Here is an 18,575-nt window from a genome sequence, read left to right as displayed (position 1 = left end):
GTTTTCAAAGAACTTTTTTGTTAGCCGCTCGTTTTAGCGACTTTATTAGGATAACATCTTTATAATAAGAAGTCAACCGTTTTTTGAAATTTGTTTCCCGCCTGCAACAATGTTTCATGTGTTGCGGCGACAAGAACTAATATATCACGTATTGTGATTTAAGGTCAATAGTTATTTTGAAATTACTTTAATAAAATGAAAAAAGGTTTAGAAAGCCTATAATCGCTCACCAAACCTTAGTTTATAAGTTCATATGTTCACTCTAGTTTAAGATGAAGAATTCAATAGCTACTAATGATGCAATGCCAGGTAATCCAGCGATTCCTGAGATCAGCGCCGTAATCGCATTGATCGGAATATGAATATCATATGAGTTTCCAATCGCATTTAATAAAAATAACAACAGTGCACCAATACAAAGACGTGTGATGCCGAATCCGACCCAGCGTATCGGCCGCATTGGAGCACCTACAAGCAAAAGAACAAAGATGAGTGTTCCAAGAATAGCGATTACCGTTATTGGCTCCATTCTGTGATCCCTCCTATACAACATCCAATTTATTTACTAGATATTGTATGGGAGTTGTCCCAAAAAAAGACCAGCAGTTATTTTAACTTGCTGGTCGTTACGTTTCTTTTTTTCGCTTCTTTTAATAAGAAGAAGTATTTTGATTCTGCTAGTTGAAGCTTAAAGATAACCTCTTCAGAGGGCTCGACACTGCGCTCGACCATCTCTTTTTGATGCATCCAGTCTATCTTTAGCTCGTCAAGACTTTGAAGCAGCTCTTCATCTCCGGATCGCTTCAATCGCCCTTTTCGGGAAAAAAACATGTAAGCAACCCCTTTAGTTAGATTTCTCTTCTTCCTTCAAGCGCTTTGGAAAGCGTTACTTCATCCGCATACTCCAAGTCTCCGCCTACAGGCAAGCCATGGGCAATACGAGTAATCTTAATACCCGTTGGTTTTAAGAGTCTAGCGATGTACATGGCAGTGGCTTCTCCTTCAATGTTAGGATCAGTAGCCATGATAATTTCTTGAATTCCTTCATCTGTTAAGCGCTTCAACAGTTCTGCGACTTTTATATCCTCTGGTCCTACGCCGTCCATCGGCGAGATGGCACCGTGGAGGACATGATATAATCCGCGATATTCTTTCATTTTTTCCATCGCAATAACATCCTTGGAATCATGAACGACGCAGATCGTCGTTCGGTCTCTGCTTGAATCGTCGCAGATCATACAAGGATCACGGTCAGTAATATGAAAGCAGTTGGAACAATAGATCAGCTGACGTTTCGCATTAACGAGTGCTCGTCCAAAATCAAGAACGTCATCTTCTTTCATTTCCAATACGAAAAATGCCAGGCGAACCGCCGTTTTCGGTCCGATGCCCGGCAATTTCATAAAGCTTTCAATCAGTTTTGAAATCGGTTCAGGATAGTGCATAACATATTCCTAGAACATTCCAGGAATGTTAAGTCCTTTTGTGAATTTGCCCATGTCTTGTGATACTAATTCGTCCACTTTTTTAAGTGCATCGTTCGTAGCTGCTAACACAAGGTCTTGAAGCATGTCGATATCATCTGGATCTACAACTTCTTCTTTAATGATAATGTCGATGATTTCTTTGTGACCGTTCGCTTTAACGGTAACCATGCCGCCTCCAGCTGTACCTTCGATCACTTTGTCTTTTAGTTCCTCTTGAGCTTTTGCCATGTCACGCTGCATTTTTTGCATTTGTTTCATCATATTGTTCATGTTGCCTTTCATCATCCTACAATTCCTCCTCTTATTCTTCCTCTTCTTTTATCTCAATTAAATCATCGCCAACCAATTTGATCGCCTCTGCGATGAGAGGATCTTCTGTTTTTTCTTTTTCTTCAGAAGATGGTTGACCTTGCTGTTGTTCTTTAATGAAATCAGCTTTTAGTTTCTGCCATTCAGGATCTAATAAAGATAGCATGGACAGGTTCTTACCTATTGTACTATAAACTGCGCTTTCAACATAGCTTCTGTTGTTCTCTTGAGAAGCCATTTGACGGTGGATTTCATGCTGAAACGCGAGCAAAAAGATCTGATCTGAACAAGCTACCGGCTCTGCCCCTGAAAGAAGAGCATATGCACTTACTTTTTCAGAACGTATCTTATCTAAGACCTCTCCCCACATCCCTTTAAGCTGAACAAGATTTGGTTTTTTTGCTTTTTTAAGCATTTCTTTCACTTGCGTTTGTGATGCTCCACCTTGTCCTCTTATTACCCTTTTCTCTTTTGGAGCCTCTGCTTCAGTTTGTGTGGATGAACCATTTGGTGACCAGCCGCCCTCTTTCATCTTTCGCAATTCTTGCTCTAGTTGATCGATTCGCTGCATTAACGGTTCAACAGAAGGATTCCCCGCTTGTGACGAGATTCCTTCTTGTTTTTGATAACAAATCTTGATGAACGTCGTCTCTAAGAAAATCTTAGGATGGTTCGTCCATTTCATCTCTTGTTGTGCGGTATTTAACTGCCCGATGATCGAATAGATGTCTTCTGCAGCTGTAGCGTCTGCTAATCGCGCAAAATCTTCATCCGTTGAGACCCGCTCTAACAGCTCTTCTAATTGAGGGGCCGTTTTATATAGAAGCATGTCTCTATAATAGTAGATAAGGTCTCCTAAAAATCGAACAGGATCTTTTCCTTCATGTAAAAGTTCTGTCGATAACGTAAGAGCTTTTGATACATCTTTTTCAAAAAACGCTTCTGCCATCTCAGAAAGATGCTTTTGTGAGGCAGAGCCTGTTACAGATAAAACATCTTCCACTCTTACTTTATCATCACTATAGGAGATCGCTTGGTCGAGCAGACTTAGGGCGTCACGCATTCCGCCTTCAGCTGCTCTAGCAAGTAGTTGCAGAGCCTCTTCATCAACTTCGGTACCGTTCGAATCGACGATCTGCCTCATTCGACCTATGATAGACTGTGAAGATATCCGCTTAAAGTCAAAGCGTTGACAACGCGACACGATCGTTGCTGGAATTTTATGAGGTTCAGTTGTTGCCAGAATAAAAATAACATGGCTCGGCGGTTCTTCTAATGTTTTTAACAACGCGTTAAAAGCACCAGTTGAAAGCATATGTACTTCATCTATGATATAGACTTTGTACGTAACAGAAGACGGCGCAAATTTTACTTTGTCCCGTATATCTCTTATATCGTCTACACCTGTATTAGACGCAGCATCGATTTCTAACACATCAGATATCGAGCCGTTCGTAATCCCTCTACAAGCGTCACATTCATTACATGGCTCAGAAACTGGAGCCCTTTCACAGTTAACGGCTTTCGCAATAATTTTCGCTGCACTTGTTTTACCCGTTCCTCTTGGTCCTGAAAACAGGTAGGCATGGGAAAGCTTGTCCTGCATCAAGGCATTTTGAATCGTTTTTGTAATGTGTTCCTGCCCGACCATATCTTCAAAGCTCTGTGGCCTCCATACGCGGTAGAGCGCTTGATAACTCATCCCTTTGCCTCCTTTATATCACATACATTCTTTCTATATTATACTGAAACATTACAAAAAACTCACCCCTGAAACAAGGGTGAGTGATTGTTTATATATAAGAATGCCGCGCACCTCTCTTTGGAATAGTCAACCTATGCGTACAAACGCAGTTAGCTCAGTCCAGGTTGCCCCACGGCACACGAAGTGATCCACTTACTGCTGCTTCCTTCCGGACCTGACAGGGTTCATGGGTCTTCGTTGCGCAGGACCCGGACATCAACACCACTTACGTCCGTCAGACCATACGTTGAACTAGCCGAGGAGAGGAATTCAACCTCGCTACAGCGGATTGCGAGTACAGGGCACCGCTACCTCCCCATCTAGCGCGACAAAGTGTATAACAATGTTAGATGCACAACTAAATGTGCAAGATTTAGTATACTATGTCCTACTGAAAAAATCAACCGCAGGAGCACTAAAGCTCCTTTTTACGCTCTTCCTTTTCCTTCCTTTTACGGTCACGAAGGTTTTTAAAGAAGCTTGAAAGAATCCGACTGCACGCTTCACCCTTTACGCCCGCTACAACCTCACATTGGTGATTAAAACGATCTTCTTGTAAAAGATTCATTAACGTTCCCGCGCAACCTCCTTTAGGATCAGCCGCTCCGTATACAACACGGCTTACTCTTGAGAGAACAATCGCGCCAGAACACATCGCACACGGTTCAAGCGTTACATAAAGTGTTGACCCTTCAAGTCGCCATGCATTCATTTCTCTACACGCCTCATCAATGGCAAGAAGCTCTGCATGAGCGATCGCTCTTTGTTCGGCTTCACGCAGATTATGAGCTCTCGCCACAATATGATCATCTTTTACTAAAATAGCCCCTATCGGAACTTCTCCAATATCTGCTGCTTTTTGCGCTTCCTCTAGAGCAAGCTCCATGTAATATTCGTCTTTTTCTAAGGTTTCCATCATTTTCGCTCCAAAGTTTTAGTTGTAAGAGATTATACAAGAGGTTTTGCTAATAATAAAGAAAGGAATGGATGTATGAACTAAATTTTACTTCCTTTTATAGATGAGACTAGAATTAATACCGCTAAGAAGAAAGAGAGATCGTTATGGAAAAACAACATCAGCACGGAAACAATAGAATACCTGTTGCTATGCTTATTATTGACGTGATCAACGACTTTAATTTTCCCGAGGCGCCGCTCTTGTTAAAAACATCTGCACGGATTGCCGATAAAATTCTTGATTTGAAAAAGCGAGCTAAACAAGAAAACATTCCGGTTATTTATGTGAACGATAACTTTGGACAATGGCAGTCAGATAAGCACAAGCTCGTCGATTATTGCTTTACACAATCCGGTGGTGAATTCGTTAAAAAATTGCAGCCTGACGATGATGATTTTTTTGTCGTAAAACCAAAGCACTCTGGATTCTTTTCAACACCTTTATCTACATTATTAAATGAACTCGGGATACAAACTTTGATACTATGCGGTGTGGCAGGTAACATTTGTGTCCTCTTTACGGCAAACGATGCTTACATGAGAGGTTTTACACTTTATGCACCTTCTGATTGTTCAGCTTCTAATATAGAAGAAGATAACGAAAGAGCTTTACTATTAATGGAAAAGACGTTAGATGCTAATATCAACATGAGCGTAGACTTAGATTTACGTTCGATCATCAATCAGGCAAAAGAAAACAAACATAAAACGATGTATTAAAAAGCATATTTACCATTAACTTTTTACCGATATTCCCACCACCTTTTCCAAACGTATGCTACAATATTCTTTGTCTGTAATTTTTCGTTTGTTATTTTATAAGGGAGGAAAAGGAAGATGAGTTCAACCCCCTTTATCGCAGTTGAAGGGCCGATTGGCGTAGGGAAAACATCGCTCGCAAAAGCTATTGCTGAGCACTATAACTTTCAATTATTGAAAGAGATTGTAGAGGAGAATCCTTTTCTCGGAAAATTTTACGACAACATTGATGAGTGGAGTTTTCAAACCGAGATGTTCTTTCTTTGCAACAGGTATAAACAGCTTGAAGAGATTCAAGGGCAGTATTTATCTAAACAAATACCTGTCGTTTCTGATTATCATATCTTTAAGAACCGTATTTTTGCCGGTCGAACGCTAAAAGACGGAAATCTTCATAAATACATGCAGTGCTTTGATATCCTTACTGAGGATATGCCTGTTCCGAACGTGATCATTTATTTAAATGCTAGCCTCGATACGTTGCTGGACCGCGTTCGAAAGCGTGGACGCTTCATTGAGCAAAATATGGAGCCAGCATACTTAGAACAGTTAGCTGCAGATTACGAGACGTTCATGACCGCTTTTAAGAAGCAACATCCAGAGATTCCTGTCCTCTCGTTTAACGGAGATGAGTTAGATTTTGTTGCGTATGAAGAGGATAAAGAGAAAATCTTTTCCTTAATCGATGCAACTCTGAAAAAAGGAGAGGTTGCACGATGAGTAAACTCATACAATACGGAATTCCAAACGATGCTGTTATTACGGTGGCTGGAATGGTAGGTGCGGGTAAATCAACGTTTACAAATGCACTTGCTGAAAAATTAAAGTTTCGTACATCCATGGAGAAAGTGGATAACAACCCATACTTAGAAAACTTTTATCATGATTTTAAGCGCTGGAGCTTTCACCTGCAGATATTCTTCTTAGCAGAACGCTTTAAAGAACAAAAAAGAATGTTCGATTATGGCGGTGGGTTTGTCCAAGACCGTTCCATTTATGAGGATACGGGTATATTTGCTCGCATGCACTTTGATAAAGGTAACATGTCTGATGTAGATTACGAAACGTATACACATCTGTTTGAAGCGATGGTGATGACACCATACTTCCCGCAGCCTGATTGTTTAATTTACTTAGAAGGCTCTCTTGATGATATTTTAGCTCGTATTCAAAAACGTGGCCGTAAGATGGAGCAAGAGACACCTGTTTCCTATTGGGAAGAGATGTATGACCGCTATGAAAAGTGGATCGCTTCTTTTAATTCATGTCCTGTGCTTCGTGTGAATATTAACGACTATGATCTACGCGATAATCCGGAATCTATCGATCATATCGTAGAAAAGATCGCACAAAAGATTAATGCGAAAAGAGAAGTTCGCTTATAAACATAGAAACCCCGGTTCTCATTTTTTATGAGCCCGGGGTTTTGTTTTATTTTATTTCTTCATCCATTCTGGTTTTCCGAAGCCTTCGAACTCCTTATCGATCACTTCTTCAAACTCCTTCGATTCCACGATCTTTTTAATATCTTTTGCAAAAGCAGAATCTACATCCTTCGTATTCACTACAACACGGTTACGATACGTGTCCGGCATGTTCTCTAATTGAATCGCATCTAATAAGTCCATCTTTGCTGCGAGTGCAAAGTTTCCAGGGACAGCTGCAATATCTGCACTTTGGACAGCACGTGGAAGCTGTGCGGCTTCTAATGGTTTGAACACGAGCTTTTTAGGGTTATCTTTTACATCTTTTTCAGAAGCTGTCAGTTCATTAATTCCTTCCTTAATGGTAATCAGTTTTGCATCTTCAAGCATGAGCAACGTACGAGCTAAGTTCACAGGATCGTTTGGAATCGCGATCGTGCTGCCTTCTTTTATGTCCTTAACCGATTTGAATTTCTCAGAATAGAGGCCCATCGGTGCTGTTGGAACAATGATGACTTCTGAGAGCTTTAAATTCTTTTCTTTTGCGAAATTCTCCATGTACACTTTGTGTTGAAAAAGGTTAGCGTCAAGATCGCCTTTTGATAATGCCATGTTTGGTTGAATATAGTCGCTGAATTCAATGACCTTTACCTTATACCCTTTTTTCTCGAGTGATGGTTTGATCGCTTTGTTGACCATGTCAGTGTAAGGTCCTGCTGTTGCGCCTAAGGTTACTTCTTTATCTTTTGATGCATCTGATGAAGATGAGCAGCCTGCTAACCCGAAAGCTAGTAGTGCTGTTAGTAGTGTAAGTATGATTTTTTTCATGATGATCCCCTTTTAAAAATTGTTTTTGCATATACTAGATGCATTTGTGCAAGTGGTTGATTTCCTTTCCAGGTGCTTCGCTTTCCGCGGGGCGACCGGTGAGCCCCTTGCCGCTTCGCGCCCTTAAGGGTCTCACCTGACCGCTCGTCCCGCAGGAGTCTCACACCTTGCACTCCAATCAACTTTTCAATGAAGTCTTTTTAAAACTCAAATCAAGCTTATCTTCTATCCTTTAGTGTAATAATTATCTCTTATTCACAGCCTTTGCTGCACCGTCTCCGATGACTTGCATGAGCTGGACGATTACGATTAGTAGGATTACGGTTGTGAGCATGATCGTGTTGTCGTAGCGGTAGTAGCCGAAGCGGATGGCGAAGTCTCCGATTCCTCCGCCGCCGACGATACCCGCCATGGCTGAATAGCCAAGTAGACTGATGGCTGTGACTGTTATTGCTTGAACGATTCCTGGCTTGGCTTCTGGTAGAAGGACTTCACGGATGATCATCCATGGCGTAGCGCCTACTGCAACGGCCGCTTCGATCACGCCTTTATCGATCTCTCGTAGTGATGTTTCTACGAGCCGCGCAAAGAATGGGATGGCTGCAACAGATAGAGAAACTGAGGCTGCAGTTGGTCCGATGGTTGTTCCAGTAATGAGCTGTGTTAATGGTAACAACGCGACTAATAAAATGATGAATGGTACAGAGCGGATTAAGTTCACAAGAATGCCCGCTATCTGCTTGATCCACGCATTCTCAAACAACAATCCTTTGTCAGTTACAAATAAAATGATTCCAAGGGGTAAACCTACAATCAATGAAACACCTAGTGATATTGCGACCATATATAGCGTTTCAAAGAATGCCTTATTCAGGTCTGGAAGGATGTTTAAAATAGAATCAAGCAACTTGTTTCACCACCTCAAGATTTTCTATGCGACTCTCAATATAAGAGATCGCTCGCTTCACTTCTGCCTCTTCACCGACAAGTTCCATGATGAAGATACCAAGCGGTGTGTCTTGAATGTATTCGATCTTACCGTGAAGGATATTTCCTTTTACACGGAAGTTTTGGAATAGCTCTGAAACAACCGCCTCTTCTGCAATCGCACCTTTGAACTGAATCTTAATCACTGTTCCTTTTCTGTTCTTTAGAAGAGGTTCTGGTAGATCCATCTGGATAACAGAACTGATGAACGCTTTTGTGAGCTCTTTTTCTGGATTAGCAAAAATGTTGTACACCTCACCTGACTCGATGATTTCTCCATCCTGCATGATAGCCATTCGGTGACAAATCTCTTTCACCACTTCCATCTCATGAGTGATCAGCACGATCGTAATGCCTAACTTTTTATTGATGGATTTTAAAAGGGAAAGAATAGATTTTGTTGTATTCGGATCAAGAGCTGAAGTAGCTTCATCACAAAGTAATACCTTCGGGTCATTAGCAAGTGCTCTCGCGATGCCTACTCGCTGTTTCTGCCCACCACTCAGCTGAGATGGGTATTGATCTTTTTGATTCTCTAATCCCACCATCTTTAAAAGCTCAGAAGTCTTATTGTTGATCTCCTCTTTCGTTTTCCCAGCTGCTTTTAAAGCAAAGGCGATGTTCTCAAAAACAGTCTTCGCACTGATCAAATAAAAATGCTGAAAGATCATCCCAATCTTAAGACGCTCTTCTCGCAACTCCTTTTTTCCTAGCTTCGTGATCGAGACGCCATCGATCTTGATCTCTCCTGATGTTGGTTTTTCCAATAAGTTAAGACAGCGCAGCAACGAGCTCTTACCAGCCCCGCTATAGCCTACAATGCCAAAAATCTCACCCTTTTCGATGGTCAGTGATACATTTTTAACACCGACGATTTCTTTGCCTTTTACTTTATATAATTTAGTCACGTCTTTGATCTCGATCATATGTCCTCCCCCTTACAATATAAAAAAGCCCTCTTCATTCCATGGAAGAGGGCGAATAAGTAAACATCGACTTATCTTCCAGAACGAATCATCATTCTGCAGGAAGTAGCACCGTTCCATAATGGAGGTTGCCGGACGTCATAGGGCCTGATCCCTCGGTCTCTCTGAATAAGCATTGCATTATTGATTTAAGTTATAGTTGTCATCATACGCTCTGTCTAAAAGTTCTGTCAATACTTTATTTTATCACTTTAAAGTGTTAGCGCTTACATTGCTGTGGTGTAATGGAAAACTTTTTTAGGTATATGCAAAGTTGCTTTTGGGAGTGATTGATTTGCGTTCCAGATTGCTCGCTTTCCGCGGGGCAGGCGGTGAGCTACATTAGACGTTTTACTCTCTTAAGTGTCTCACCTGCCCTCCTGTCCCGCAGGAGTCTCGCATCCTACACTCCATCAACAACCATAAAAGACAATTTGAAAGCAACAATCTTTGTGAAACTCTATTAAAGTCTAGATTTATGGAGTTTAAGATGTGAAAACATAACAAAAAACCTCATCCGAGAAACTCAGATGAGGTTGAATATGTATATGGAGGAGGTAGAGGGATTCGAACCCCCGCGGGTCGTTAAACCCCTGTCGGTTTTCAAGACCGATCCCTTCAGCCGGACTTGGGTATACCTCCGTGTGACTGACAAGAACTATATTACCATGAGCATAATTATAGTGTCAACGGTTTTTAAAAACTTTTTTATATTTTTATTAGTCTTTTTTGAATGTACGGTTTTACGGTACGTGTTCTTATATTTATTACACGTTCACCGATAAAACAGTGCTTACCACCTGAAATCCTATGACTTTCACCTGTGAATCCTGAATTTTCACCGATAGACAACTTCACACCACCTGAAAACTTAATCACACCACCTATGGTAAAACGTTTACACCCATTAAACAAATAAAAGCTGACTCTAAAGATCACTTTTTGTACCTTTTTGAGTCAGCTTCTTTCAATTTTTACTTAATTACTTCTTTGTTGCCCATATAAGGACGGAGAACTTCTGGAATGACTACAGTTCCATCTTCTTGTTGGTAGTTCTCTAAAATAGCTGCTACTGTACGGCCGATCGCAAGGCCAGATCCATTTAGTGTATGAACGAATTCTGGCTTACCTTTTGCATCTCGACGGAAACGAATTTGAGCACGGCGCGCTTGGAAATCTTCAAAGTTAGAGCAAGAAGAAATCTCGCGGTACTCGCCGTAGCTTGGAAGGTATACTTCAATATCGTACTTCTTAGCTGCTGTAAATCCTAGATCAGCCGTACACATGCTGAGTACTCTGTACGGAAGGTTAAGCAGCTGAAGTACTTTTTCAGCGTGTCCTGTAAGCTTCTCGAGCTCTTCATAAGAATCCTCAGGTTTAACAAAGCGAACAAGTTCTACTTTGTTGAACTGATGCTGACGGATCAAGCCGCGCGTGTCGCGTCCTGCAGATCCCGCTTCAGAACGGAAACATGCGCTGTATGCCGCATACGTGATCGGAAGTTCATCAGCTGTAAGAATCTCTTCTCGGTGCATGTTCGTTACAGGAACCTCAGAAGTTGGAATTAAGAAATAGTCTTCTTCGCGAATTTTGAACGCATCTTCTTCAAACTTTGGAAGCTGACCTGTTCCTGTCATGCTTTGACGATTAACCATATATGGTGGCAGTACCTCTGTGTATCCATGCTCGTCTTCATGCAGATCCATCATGAAGTTAATAAGGGCACGCTCTAGACGAGCGCCTAACCCTTTATAGAAAGCGAAACGGCTGCCTGTAACTTTTGCACCACGTTCAAAATCAACGATATTTAGTTCAGTTGCGAGATCCCAGTGAGGTTTTGCTTCAAAAGCAAACTCAGGAACATCTCCCCAATGGCGTACAGGTACGTTATCGTCTTCTGTCTCGCCTACAGGAACACTCTCATGCGGAATGTTAGGCAATGTCAGCATGATGCCGTGAAGGTCTTCCTCTACTTGACGAAGCTCATCGTCCATCGTTTTGACCTTATCCCCTACTTCACGCATCTCTGTGATGAGGTGGTCTGCGTCTTTTTTCTCACGCTTGAATTCTGCCACTTGTTTAGATACTTCGTTTCGTTTAGATTTTAAAGCTTCCGTTTCACCGATCAACTCACGGCGGCGTTGGTCTAATGCTTCAAATTTATCTAACCCAGAAAGATCTTCTCCACGTGCAGATAACTTTTCTTTTACTTCTTCAAAATTGGCACGAACAAATTTTAAATCTAACATGTTTATGTCCTCCTTTAGTTTATAAAAAATCACGGTTTTCTCATACATGGTCGCTCATGTTAGTAGTTGATTTCGACTTCAGATTGCTCGCTTTCCACGGGGCGTGCGGTGAGCCTCCTGCATGCTTTGCGCCATCAGTAGTCTCCACCTGACCGCTCGTCCGTAGGAGTCTCGCATCTTACGCTCCAATCAACATGCAAGGAAGAAAATGTAAAAAACTAACACCAAAAAACTCCCGCCCTCTATTTCTAAAAAAATTAGAAATAGGGACGAGAGTTAACCCGCGTTGCCACCCTAATTGCAATAGAATATCTATTGCCGGCTTCATTACATGTAACGGTTCTTCACCGGAAAAGCTTACTGACTGTTCAGCTCTTCACTCGAGGATGGATTCACAAAACACCTTGATCGGTTTTCACCAACCACCGACTCTCTAAACAAAGTAATTTTTGCTACTAGTTCCTGTCATTGATTTTTTATAATGATTTTATAGTAATGTACAGCATTTTTGTATTTTATGCAACTACTTCTTTAGCGGTTTGTACCATTTTTACAAAATATTGATGCAGTCGATAGTCGTCCGTTAGTTCCGGATGGAATGCTGCACATAGGAAATGTCCTTGTTTAGCCGCTACGATTCGATCGTTATGCTTCGAAAGAATCTCTACTTCTGGTCCGACTTCAACGATAAACGGAGCACGAATAAATACCCCCGTGTAATCTTCTCCTACACCATGTATCATAAGATCCGCTTCAAAACTGTCCACCTGACGCCCGAACGCATTGCGCTCAACCGTCATATCAATCAGTTCAAGATGTGCTGTATCTTGGCATTGAATGCGTTTAGCCATCAAGATCAAACCTGCACATGTGCCGAAGACTGGCTTGTTTTGAGCAAACTTCTTTAATGGTTCTAGGAAGTGATATTTATCAATCAATCGTCTCATCGCTGTACTCTCGCCGCCTGGCATAACTAATCCATCGAGGTCAGATAGTTCATCTACACGCTTTACCGCTACGGCTTCTGCACCACTTGCTTCAATCGCTGCTACATGCTCTCGTACCGCACCTTGTAAGGCTAATACTCCGATTTTAAGCATGTAATTACCAGCCTCGCTCCTGCATGCGCTCACCGTGAGCTAGTGTAGAGATATCGATGCCCTTCATAGCCGTTCCTAAATCTTTAGATAGTTCAGCGATTAGTTTGTAGTCTTGGTAATGAGTTGTAGCTTCTACGATGGCACGAGCAAACTTTTCTGGGTTCTCAGACTTGAAGATTCCTGATCCAACGAATACGCCGTCAGCGCCAAGCTCCATCATGAGTGCTGCATCCGCTGGAGTTGCAATTCCGCCTGCTGCAAAGTTAACAACAGGTAGCTTGCCAGCTTTTTTAATTTGAAGAAGAACTTCAAATGGAGCACCTAAATTCTTAGCTTCTGTCATGAGCTCATCTTCGCTCATAGCAACGACTTTACGAATCTGGCCTTGAATCATTCTCATGTGGCGTACCGCCTCAACGATGTTACCTGTTCCAGGCTCACCTTTTGTACGAAGCATAGATGCACCTTCAGCAATCCGGCGTGATGCTTCTCCAAGATCACGTGCTCCGCATACGAATGGTACAGTGTAATCGCTCTTCAATAAATGAAAAACTTCATCCGCTGGAGTTAGTACTTCACTCTCATCGATATAGTCCACACCCATAGCTTCAAGAACACGCGCTTCAACGATATGTCCAATACGAGCCTTCGCCATAACGGGAATAGAAACAGCATTCAGAACTTCTTCTGTGATCGTAGGATCAGCCATACGCGCTACTCCGCCTGCAGCACGAATATCTGACGGAACACGCTCAAGAGCCATTACCGCTACCGCTCCTGCAGCTTCAGCGATACGAGCTTGCTCTGCGTTTACAACGTCCATGATGACGCCGCCTTTTTGCATTTCTGCCATTCCTCTTTTAACACGTTCAGTACCTGTTTTTAACATGCTTACTACCCCCTGAATTATATGTGTTATAACAACAATTTTCGGTTGTTTTAAGATAAAACTAGTATTCTCATCTATTTTATCGCAAATCAAAAAAATCGCAAGCTCTCTCTATTTTCAGAAAAAAAGAAGTCCTTCAGCATCTGCTAAAGAACTTCTTAAGTACGTATAAAATTAAAACCAGCTCTTAACCATGTCAACGGCACCGGACCAAAGTCCTCCAAAGAAACCGCCAACACCACGTAATGCAAGAACGAACCAGTTTGCTTTTTCAACTGATTGTGTGGTCACTACTTCTGTTTTACCTTTTGTGTCTCCATTGAGCAGGTAGCCATAGTCTTCACCGCTGCCCGTATACTCAACATTGATATGACCGACAATCTCACCTTTTTTAACAGGTGCAGTCAGTTCGCCTTCTTTTGTCATCTTCTTCTTATCAATAACAAACTTAGGCTTATAGTTTTCTTTTTCTCCTCTTTTAATCACCATGGAAAGAGGTTGTTTTGTAGCAACTTTAACTTCTTTTTCCTTACCTTTTTCGACAGGAACCGTTTTGTTGCCTTTTACTTGGTAGTTATCTGGTAGGATCTGTGCTTTTTCAAAGTTTGCAAATCCAAAATCAAATAGCTTTTTCGTTTCTTTGAATCGATCTAAACGAGTATCTGTTTTCATAACAACTGAGATTAGGCGAGTATCTCCCTTTTTCACTGTACCTGTAAAACAGTTACCTGCAAGGTCCGTTGATCCTGTTTTTAATCCGTCTACTCCCTCATAGCCACTATTGAGCTCAGGAAGCATCCAGTTCCAGTTTTCCATCTGGATTTCGTCATCAGAACCCTCACGGAATTTTAAACGTGGAACACTTGCTGTTTCTAATACTTCTGGATGATCGTTAAGTAAGCTAAACGCTAGAATAGCAGTAGCACGAGGACTCATCATGTTCTCGTCTGTTTCACTGCCTGAATTATGGTTGCCAAACAGGTCTTTATTATTAAGGCCCGTAGAGTTAACGAAGTTAAAATCTTTCATGCCTAGTTCTTTCGCCTTGGCATTCATCTTTTTAACGAACTCACCTTCTGAGCCCGCAATTAGTTCTGATAATGCGATCGTTGCTCCATTAGCAGAATAAATCGCCATCGCTTGGTATAACTCACGAACTGTATATTTTTCATCTACACGTAAAGGTACGTTCGATAACGTTCGATTTTGAGATATCTTATGGGCATATTCAGAAATACTCGTTTTCTGATCCCAAGATATCTTTTTCTTGTCAATGGCTTCTAGTAATAGGTATTCGGTCATCATCTTACTCATACTTGCAGGAGCGAGTAACTTATCAGCATTTTTCTGATATAATATTTTCCCCGTTTCTGCATCGACAAGTATAGCCCCTTCAGCTTGTAGATCTAAAGACGGTGCCGCACTTGCTGACTTTGAAAATCCTAATAAACTCGTCGTAAAAAATGAAAAAATCAGTGTTACCACTAAAAGTTGTTTTATCTTGCTGTTCAAAAAACTGCACCTCCAAACCCATTTACACACAAAAGTTATTGTACCATACACATTTTCAAAAAAATAGACAGAGGTTATACCTCTGTCCTAAAAATGTGTCTTTAGACTGAATAATTTGGTGCTTCTTTAGTAATTTGAACTTGATGCGGATGACTCTCACGAAGACCAGCACCCGTTATTTTTACAAAACGTGAATCATTTTGAAGCTCATCGATTGTAGCTGTTCCACAATAACCCATACCTGAACGAATACCACCGATCAGCTGATAAATCGTATCAGCCAATGGTCCTTTATAAGGTAAGCGTCCTTCAATACCTTCTGGAACAAGCTTCTTATTATTTTCCTGGAAATAGCGGTCGCTGCTTCCTCGCTCCATCGCGCCAACTGAACCCATGCCACGATACACTTTAAATTGGCGTCCTTGGAAGATTTCACGCTCTCCTGGACTCTCAGACACTCCTGCAAGCATACTGCCTAGCATAACAGCATGTCCGCCTGCTGCGATCGCTTTAACGATATCTCCAGAGTATTTAATACCACCATCTGCAATGATCGGTACTCCATACTTCTTCGCTTCTGTTGCACAATCATATACAGCCGTTACTTGTGGAACACCTACACCGGCAACAACACGTGTCGTACAGATCGATCCAGGTCCGATTCCTACTTTTACAACGCTTGCTCCTGCTTCAATCAAATCACGAGTAGCCTCTGCAGTAGCAACGTTTCCTGCGATGATCGTTAATTTTGGATAAGCCTCTCTAACTTCACGCACTTTTTGAAGTACGCCTTCAGAATGACCATGAGCCGTGTCGATTACGATTACATCCACACCTGCTTCAACCAACTTCTCTACACGAAGAAGTGCGTCCTTCGTAACACCTACTGCAGCGCCGACTAATAAACGGCCTTGTGAATCTTTTGCAGAGTTCGGGAACTCGATCACTTTTTCGATATCTTTAATAGTGATTAGGCCTTGTAGTGTACCTTCATCATCCACGAGTGGAAGCTTTTCAATCTTATATTGCTGAAGTGTCTTTTCAGCTTCTTTTAACGTAGTGCCAACAGGCGCAGTCACTAAGTTTTCTTTTGTCATCACATCTGAAATCTTAATGGAATAATCCTGAACAAAACGTAAATCACGGTTCGTCAAAATACCCACTAACTTTTTATCTTCGTCAACGATTGGCACACCGCTGATGCGATACTTGCCCATCAGATGCTCAGCGTCAAATACTTGATGTTCAGGTGTCAGGTAGAACGGGTCTGTAATTACGCCACTTTCAGAACGTTTAACGCGGTCGATCTGCTCTGCTTGTTCTTCGATAGACATGTTCTTGTGTACAATTCCTAAACCGCCTTGTCGTGCCATAGCGATTGCCATGTTTGCTTCTGTTACCGTATCCATACCAGCACTGATAATCGGAATGTTCAATTGAACCGTATCAGATAACCTCGTTTTAATCGAAACATCACCAGGCAGAACTGAAGATTTTGCTGGAATTAATAACACATCATCAAAGGTTAAACCTTCTTTTGCAAACTTATCTTGCCACATACCATAACCACCCCTTCAAATTTATCTTCCTGAAAAATATTATTTGTAGATTATCAACTGGGTACACTAGTGTCAAGGAATACAAAATATGTTCGATTTTTCAAATAATTTACGAAGAGAGGATTAATCTAGATATGATAACGAAACATGAACCTTGGGCTTTATTCGATATGTTCTTTTCCTCTCAAAAAACACAGCAATTCTTAAGCAAACAATACGATCAGTTAAACATTGAAGACAAGAGCGGCAAAAGTTTTGATAATACATATGGATTTATTTACTATATCGAGCATGGAAAAAAATATTACGAACTCGCTGATGGAGCACCTATGGAGCTAAAGCCTGTTCTTTTGTTTTATGGCATGACTCAGCTGATGAAGGCATGCATATTGTGCACCGATCCTGACTATCCGGATTCAAGCGCAGTTCTTGCGCATGGACTATCTACAAGAAAAAGAAAGAAAAGAAGTTATGAATTTCTATACGATGAGGTAAAAGTACAAAGGACAGGTTTGTTTAATCATTTTTGTGAAAAAGTGTTTCACATGAAACATATTGAAGGAGAAAAATTCACAATGATTTCTCTTCTGCAAACAGTACCAGAATTATGTCCTTTGTTTAAACAGATGACTGATGGTGTTCACCTCGTTAAGATGGATAGGGAAAATGAAAATACTTTTTGTCTTCCAAAGCGTGTTAACGACCACCTACATATGTCATTAGAAAGATTTAGTGAATTTATGACCGGCTTGTTTCCTTCACAGTTTACTTTGGATTTGAGTGGTAGTGAAGATAAGATGCATCTTGTTATTGGGGCGAATAATCGGTTGAAGCCGTTTGATTGCTTTCCGTTATCTTATCATTATCTAGAGAGCACATACTACTTGCCCGTTAATCGCGATCTTTTACAATCTCCACGTTTAAACGAGTTCATGGTTCACTATGTGATTCTTTACAACTTAAGTATGTTGAGCAGATACGATACCGAATGGTGGAGCGAACTTTTTCATACATATTCTTCAGAAGAATTACCCTATATCCAACAGTTCCTAAACATTACAGCTCAAAAGATTCCCTACCTTTTTGGTGTTATGCTGCAGTTGAGGAATTGAGAGGTGGTTTTTGGTTGTGGGGAATTGGCTGATACGGTGGCGGTAATAGAGGGTGTTAGTAATAAAGGGTATCAGTGTCGAAAATTCGATAAATAATTTTATCCGTGAAATTATGAGGCTTATCCGTGAATATATGAAAGATTACCGTGAAATTAAGTGGGATTAGGTGATGAGGAGCGCTGTTTTGGGATTTGTGTGTAGTATCTAAAGTGTTTTAGTGGGTTTTTAGCTTGGGTGATGGTTTGTGGAGCTGCCAGAGGGGCTTGTAGAGATGATTTTTGGAGCTTTTACTGAAGAATATCGCGTATTGGAAGATGGCTGTGGCCATCTTCTTCCTATTTTGAGGTTGTGAGGATCGTTCTAAGCGTTAAGCGTGCGTCCCAAGAATACCACGCTGGGTATCTCCTGGCCCTAATTAAGTCTGAATGAAGAAAATTAAGTCGAAATAAGAGCTAATTAAGTCGGAACGAACCTCAATTAAGTCTAAAATCAAAAATAAAGGCCATTCGCTAAATCTCGACAAACACTCGCGACTCTAACCAAGCTCTATACCCCCGAGCCTTCTAACCCCAACCCCAGTCACTCTTAATCAGAAGTTTGGCATCCGGCAAACCACCTTATTTCTTTTCTATCTTTTTAAGCACAAAAAAAGAAGATGGATTCTCATCCATCTTCCTCATTGCCTAGCAACGTC

At 41.3% G+C, this 18,575-nt stretch carries 18 protein-coding genes, 1 tRNA gene, 1 other RNA gene, 1 riboswitch and 1 other annotated feature; of the genes, 4 read left to right on the top strand and 16 right to left on the bottom strand.

The window, feature by feature from the left end; genetic code table 11:
- Window positions 1-262: 262 nt before the first annotated feature.
- From P4V41_RS18225 to tadA, 7 genes are all read right to left on the bottom strand, one after another.
- Entirely contained in the window at window positions 263-529 is a 267-nt protein-coding gene (locus P4V41_RS18225) for a pro-sigmaK processing inhibitor BofA family protein (protein ID WP_328086621.1), read from the bottom strand.
- A gap of 77 nt (window positions 530-606) precedes the next feature.
- A complete protein-coding gene (locus P4V41_RS18220; protein ID WP_066390458.1) occupies window positions 607-831 on the bottom strand; it encodes a YaaL family protein in 225 nt (74 codons plus the stop codon).
- Between the two features lie 17 nt (window positions 832-848).
- On the bottom strand, window positions 849-1,445 hold the full coding sequence (gene recR, locus P4V41_RS18215) for a recombination mediator RecR (RefSeq protein WP_066242586.1): 597 nt from the start codon (window positions 1,443-1,445) through the stop codon (window positions 849-851).
- Between the two features lie 9 nt (window positions 1,446-1,454).
- Window positions 1,455-1,772 carry a YbaB/EbfC family nucleoid-associated protein gene (locus tag P4V41_RS18210; RefSeq protein WP_370630164.1) on the bottom strand — a complete coding sequence of 106 codons (318 nt, stop codon included), beginning with the start codon at window positions 1,770-1,772 and terminating at the stop codon, window positions 1,455-1,457.
- Between the two features lie 16 nt (window positions 1,773-1,788).
- The gene (gene dnaX, locus P4V41_RS18205; protein WP_328086620.1) at window positions 1,789-3,498 is read right to left on the bottom strand and encodes a DNA polymerase III subunit gamma/tau; all 1,710 of its coding nucleotides are present in this window, start codon (window positions 3,496-3,498) and stop codon (window positions 1,789-1,791) included.
- A gap of 106 nt (window positions 3,499-3,604) precedes the next feature.
- Window positions 3,605-3,869, bottom strand: an RNA gene (gene ffs, locus P4V41_RS18200) — signal recognition particle sRNA large type.
- A gap of 86 nt (window positions 3,870-3,955) precedes the next feature.
- A complete protein-coding gene (gene tadA / locus P4V41_RS18195; protein WP_328086619.1) occupies window positions 3,956-4,456 on the bottom strand; it encodes a tRNA adenosine(34) deaminase TadA in 501 nt (166 codons plus the stop codon).
- A 146-nt stretch (window positions 4,457-4,602) separates the two neighbouring features.
- On the opposite strand from tadA, the gene P4V41_RS18190 reads away from it, so the two are divergent.
- From P4V41_RS18190 to P4V41_RS18180, 3 genes are all read left to right on the top strand, one after another.
- Window positions 4,603-5,217, top strand: coding sequence for an isochorismatase family cysteine hydrolase (locus P4V41_RS18190; protein WP_328086618.1), 615 nt, complete (start codon window positions 4,603-4,605; stop codon window positions 5,215-5,217).
- A gap of 117 nt (window positions 5,218-5,334) precedes the next feature.
- Window positions 5,335-5,976, top strand: a complete 642-nt coding sequence (locus P4V41_RS18185; RefSeq protein ID WP_328086617.1) for a deoxynucleoside kinase — start codon at window positions 5,335-5,337, stop codon at window positions 5,974-5,976.
- Window positions 5,973-6,641, top strand: coding sequence for a deoxynucleoside kinase (locus tag P4V41_RS18180; RefSeq protein WP_328086616.1), 669 nt, complete (start codon window positions 5,973-5,975; stop codon window positions 6,639-6,641). Before P4V41_RS18185 ends, P4V41_RS18180 begins: the two co-directional genes overlap by 4 nt.
- Before the next feature lie 51 nt (window positions 6,642-6,692).
- On the opposite strand, the gene P4V41_RS18175 is transcribed toward P4V41_RS18180, so the two are convergent.
- The 9 genes from P4V41_RS18175 to guaB form a co-directional block, all read right to left on the bottom strand.
- Window positions 6,693-7,508, bottom strand: coding sequence for a MetQ/NlpA family ABC transporter substrate-binding protein (locus P4V41_RS18175; protein ID WP_328086615.1), 816 nt, complete (start codon window positions 7,506-7,508; stop codon window positions 6,693-6,695).
- A gap of 244 nt (window positions 7,509-7,752) precedes the next feature.
- Window positions 7,753-8,415, bottom strand: a complete 663-nt coding sequence (locus P4V41_RS18170; RefSeq protein ID WP_328086614.1) for a methionine ABC transporter permease — start codon at window positions 8,413-8,415, stop codon at window positions 7,753-7,755.
- Window positions 8,408-9,421 carry a methionine ABC transporter ATP-binding protein gene (locus P4V41_RS18165; protein ID WP_328086613.1) on the bottom strand — a complete coding sequence of 338 codons (1,014 nt, stop codon included), beginning with the start codon at window positions 9,419-9,421 and terminating at the stop codon, window positions 8,408-8,410. The genes P4V41_RS18170 and P4V41_RS18165 overlap by 8 nt, the downstream gene beginning before the upstream one ends.
- Before the next feature lie 68 nt (window positions 9,422-9,489).
- A riboswitch (SAM riboswitch) is annotated at window positions 9,490-9,596 on the bottom strand.
- A gap of 413 nt (window positions 9,597-10,009) precedes the next feature.
- Window positions 10,010-10,102: transfer RNA gene (locus P4V41_RS18160), tRNA-Ser, on the bottom strand.
- A gap of 332 nt (window positions 10,103-10,434) precedes the next feature.
- On the bottom strand, window positions 10,435-11,709 hold the full coding sequence (gene serS, locus P4V41_RS18155) for a serine--tRNA ligase (protein ID WP_328086612.1): 1,275 nt from the start codon (window positions 11,707-11,709) through the stop codon (window positions 10,435-10,437).
- 262 nt (window positions 11,710-11,971) lie between these two features.
- Window positions 11,972-12,187, bottom strand: a binding site (T-box leader).
- Between the two features lie 37 nt (window positions 12,188-12,224).
- Window positions 12,225-12,809 (bottom strand): pyridoxal 5'-phosphate synthase glutaminase subunit PdxT, encoded by a 585-nt coding sequence (gene pdxT / locus P4V41_RS18150; RefSeq protein ID WP_328086611.1) that lies wholly within the window; start codon window positions 12,807-12,809, stop codon window positions 12,225-12,227.
- 4 nt (window positions 12,810-12,813) lie between these two features.
- Window positions 12,814-13,698, bottom strand: a complete 885-nt coding sequence (gene pdxS / locus P4V41_RS18145) for a pyridoxal 5'-phosphate synthase lyase subunit PdxS (RefSeq protein ID WP_197196109.1) — start codon at window positions 13,696-13,698, stop codon at window positions 12,814-12,816.
- Between the two features lie 174 nt (window positions 13,699-13,872).
- Window positions 13,873-15,183, bottom strand: a complete 1,311-nt coding sequence (locus P4V41_RS18140; protein ID WP_328086622.1) for a D-alanyl-D-alanine carboxypeptidase family protein — start codon at window positions 15,181-15,183, stop codon at window positions 13,873-13,875.
- Window positions 15,184-15,311: 128 nt separating this feature from the next.
- Window positions 15,312-16,769 (bottom strand): IMP dehydrogenase, encoded by a 1,458-nt coding sequence (gene guaB / locus P4V41_RS18135; protein ID WP_328086610.1) that lies wholly within the window; start codon window positions 16,767-16,769, stop codon window positions 15,312-15,314.
- Between the two features lie 134 nt (window positions 16,770-16,903).
- On the opposite strand from guaB, the gene P4V41_RS18130 reads away from it, so the two are divergent.
- The gene (locus P4V41_RS18130; RefSeq protein ID WP_328086609.1) at window positions 16,904-17,881 is read left to right on the top strand and encodes a YaaC family protein; all 978 of its coding nucleotides are present in this window, start codon (window positions 16,904-16,906) and stop codon (window positions 17,879-17,881) included.
- The last annotated feature ends 694 nt before the right edge of the window (window positions 17,882-18,575 follow it).

Origin of the sequence: Fictibacillus nanhaiensis, from assembly GCF_036213205.1 — a bacterium.
Lineage (GTDB): Bacteria > Bacillota > Bacilli > Bacillales > Fictibacillaceae > Fictibacillus > Fictibacillus nanhaiensis_E.
The sequence above is the reverse complement of the archived record's forward strand: the minus strand, read 5'-3'. Positions and strand labels throughout refer to the sequence as shown.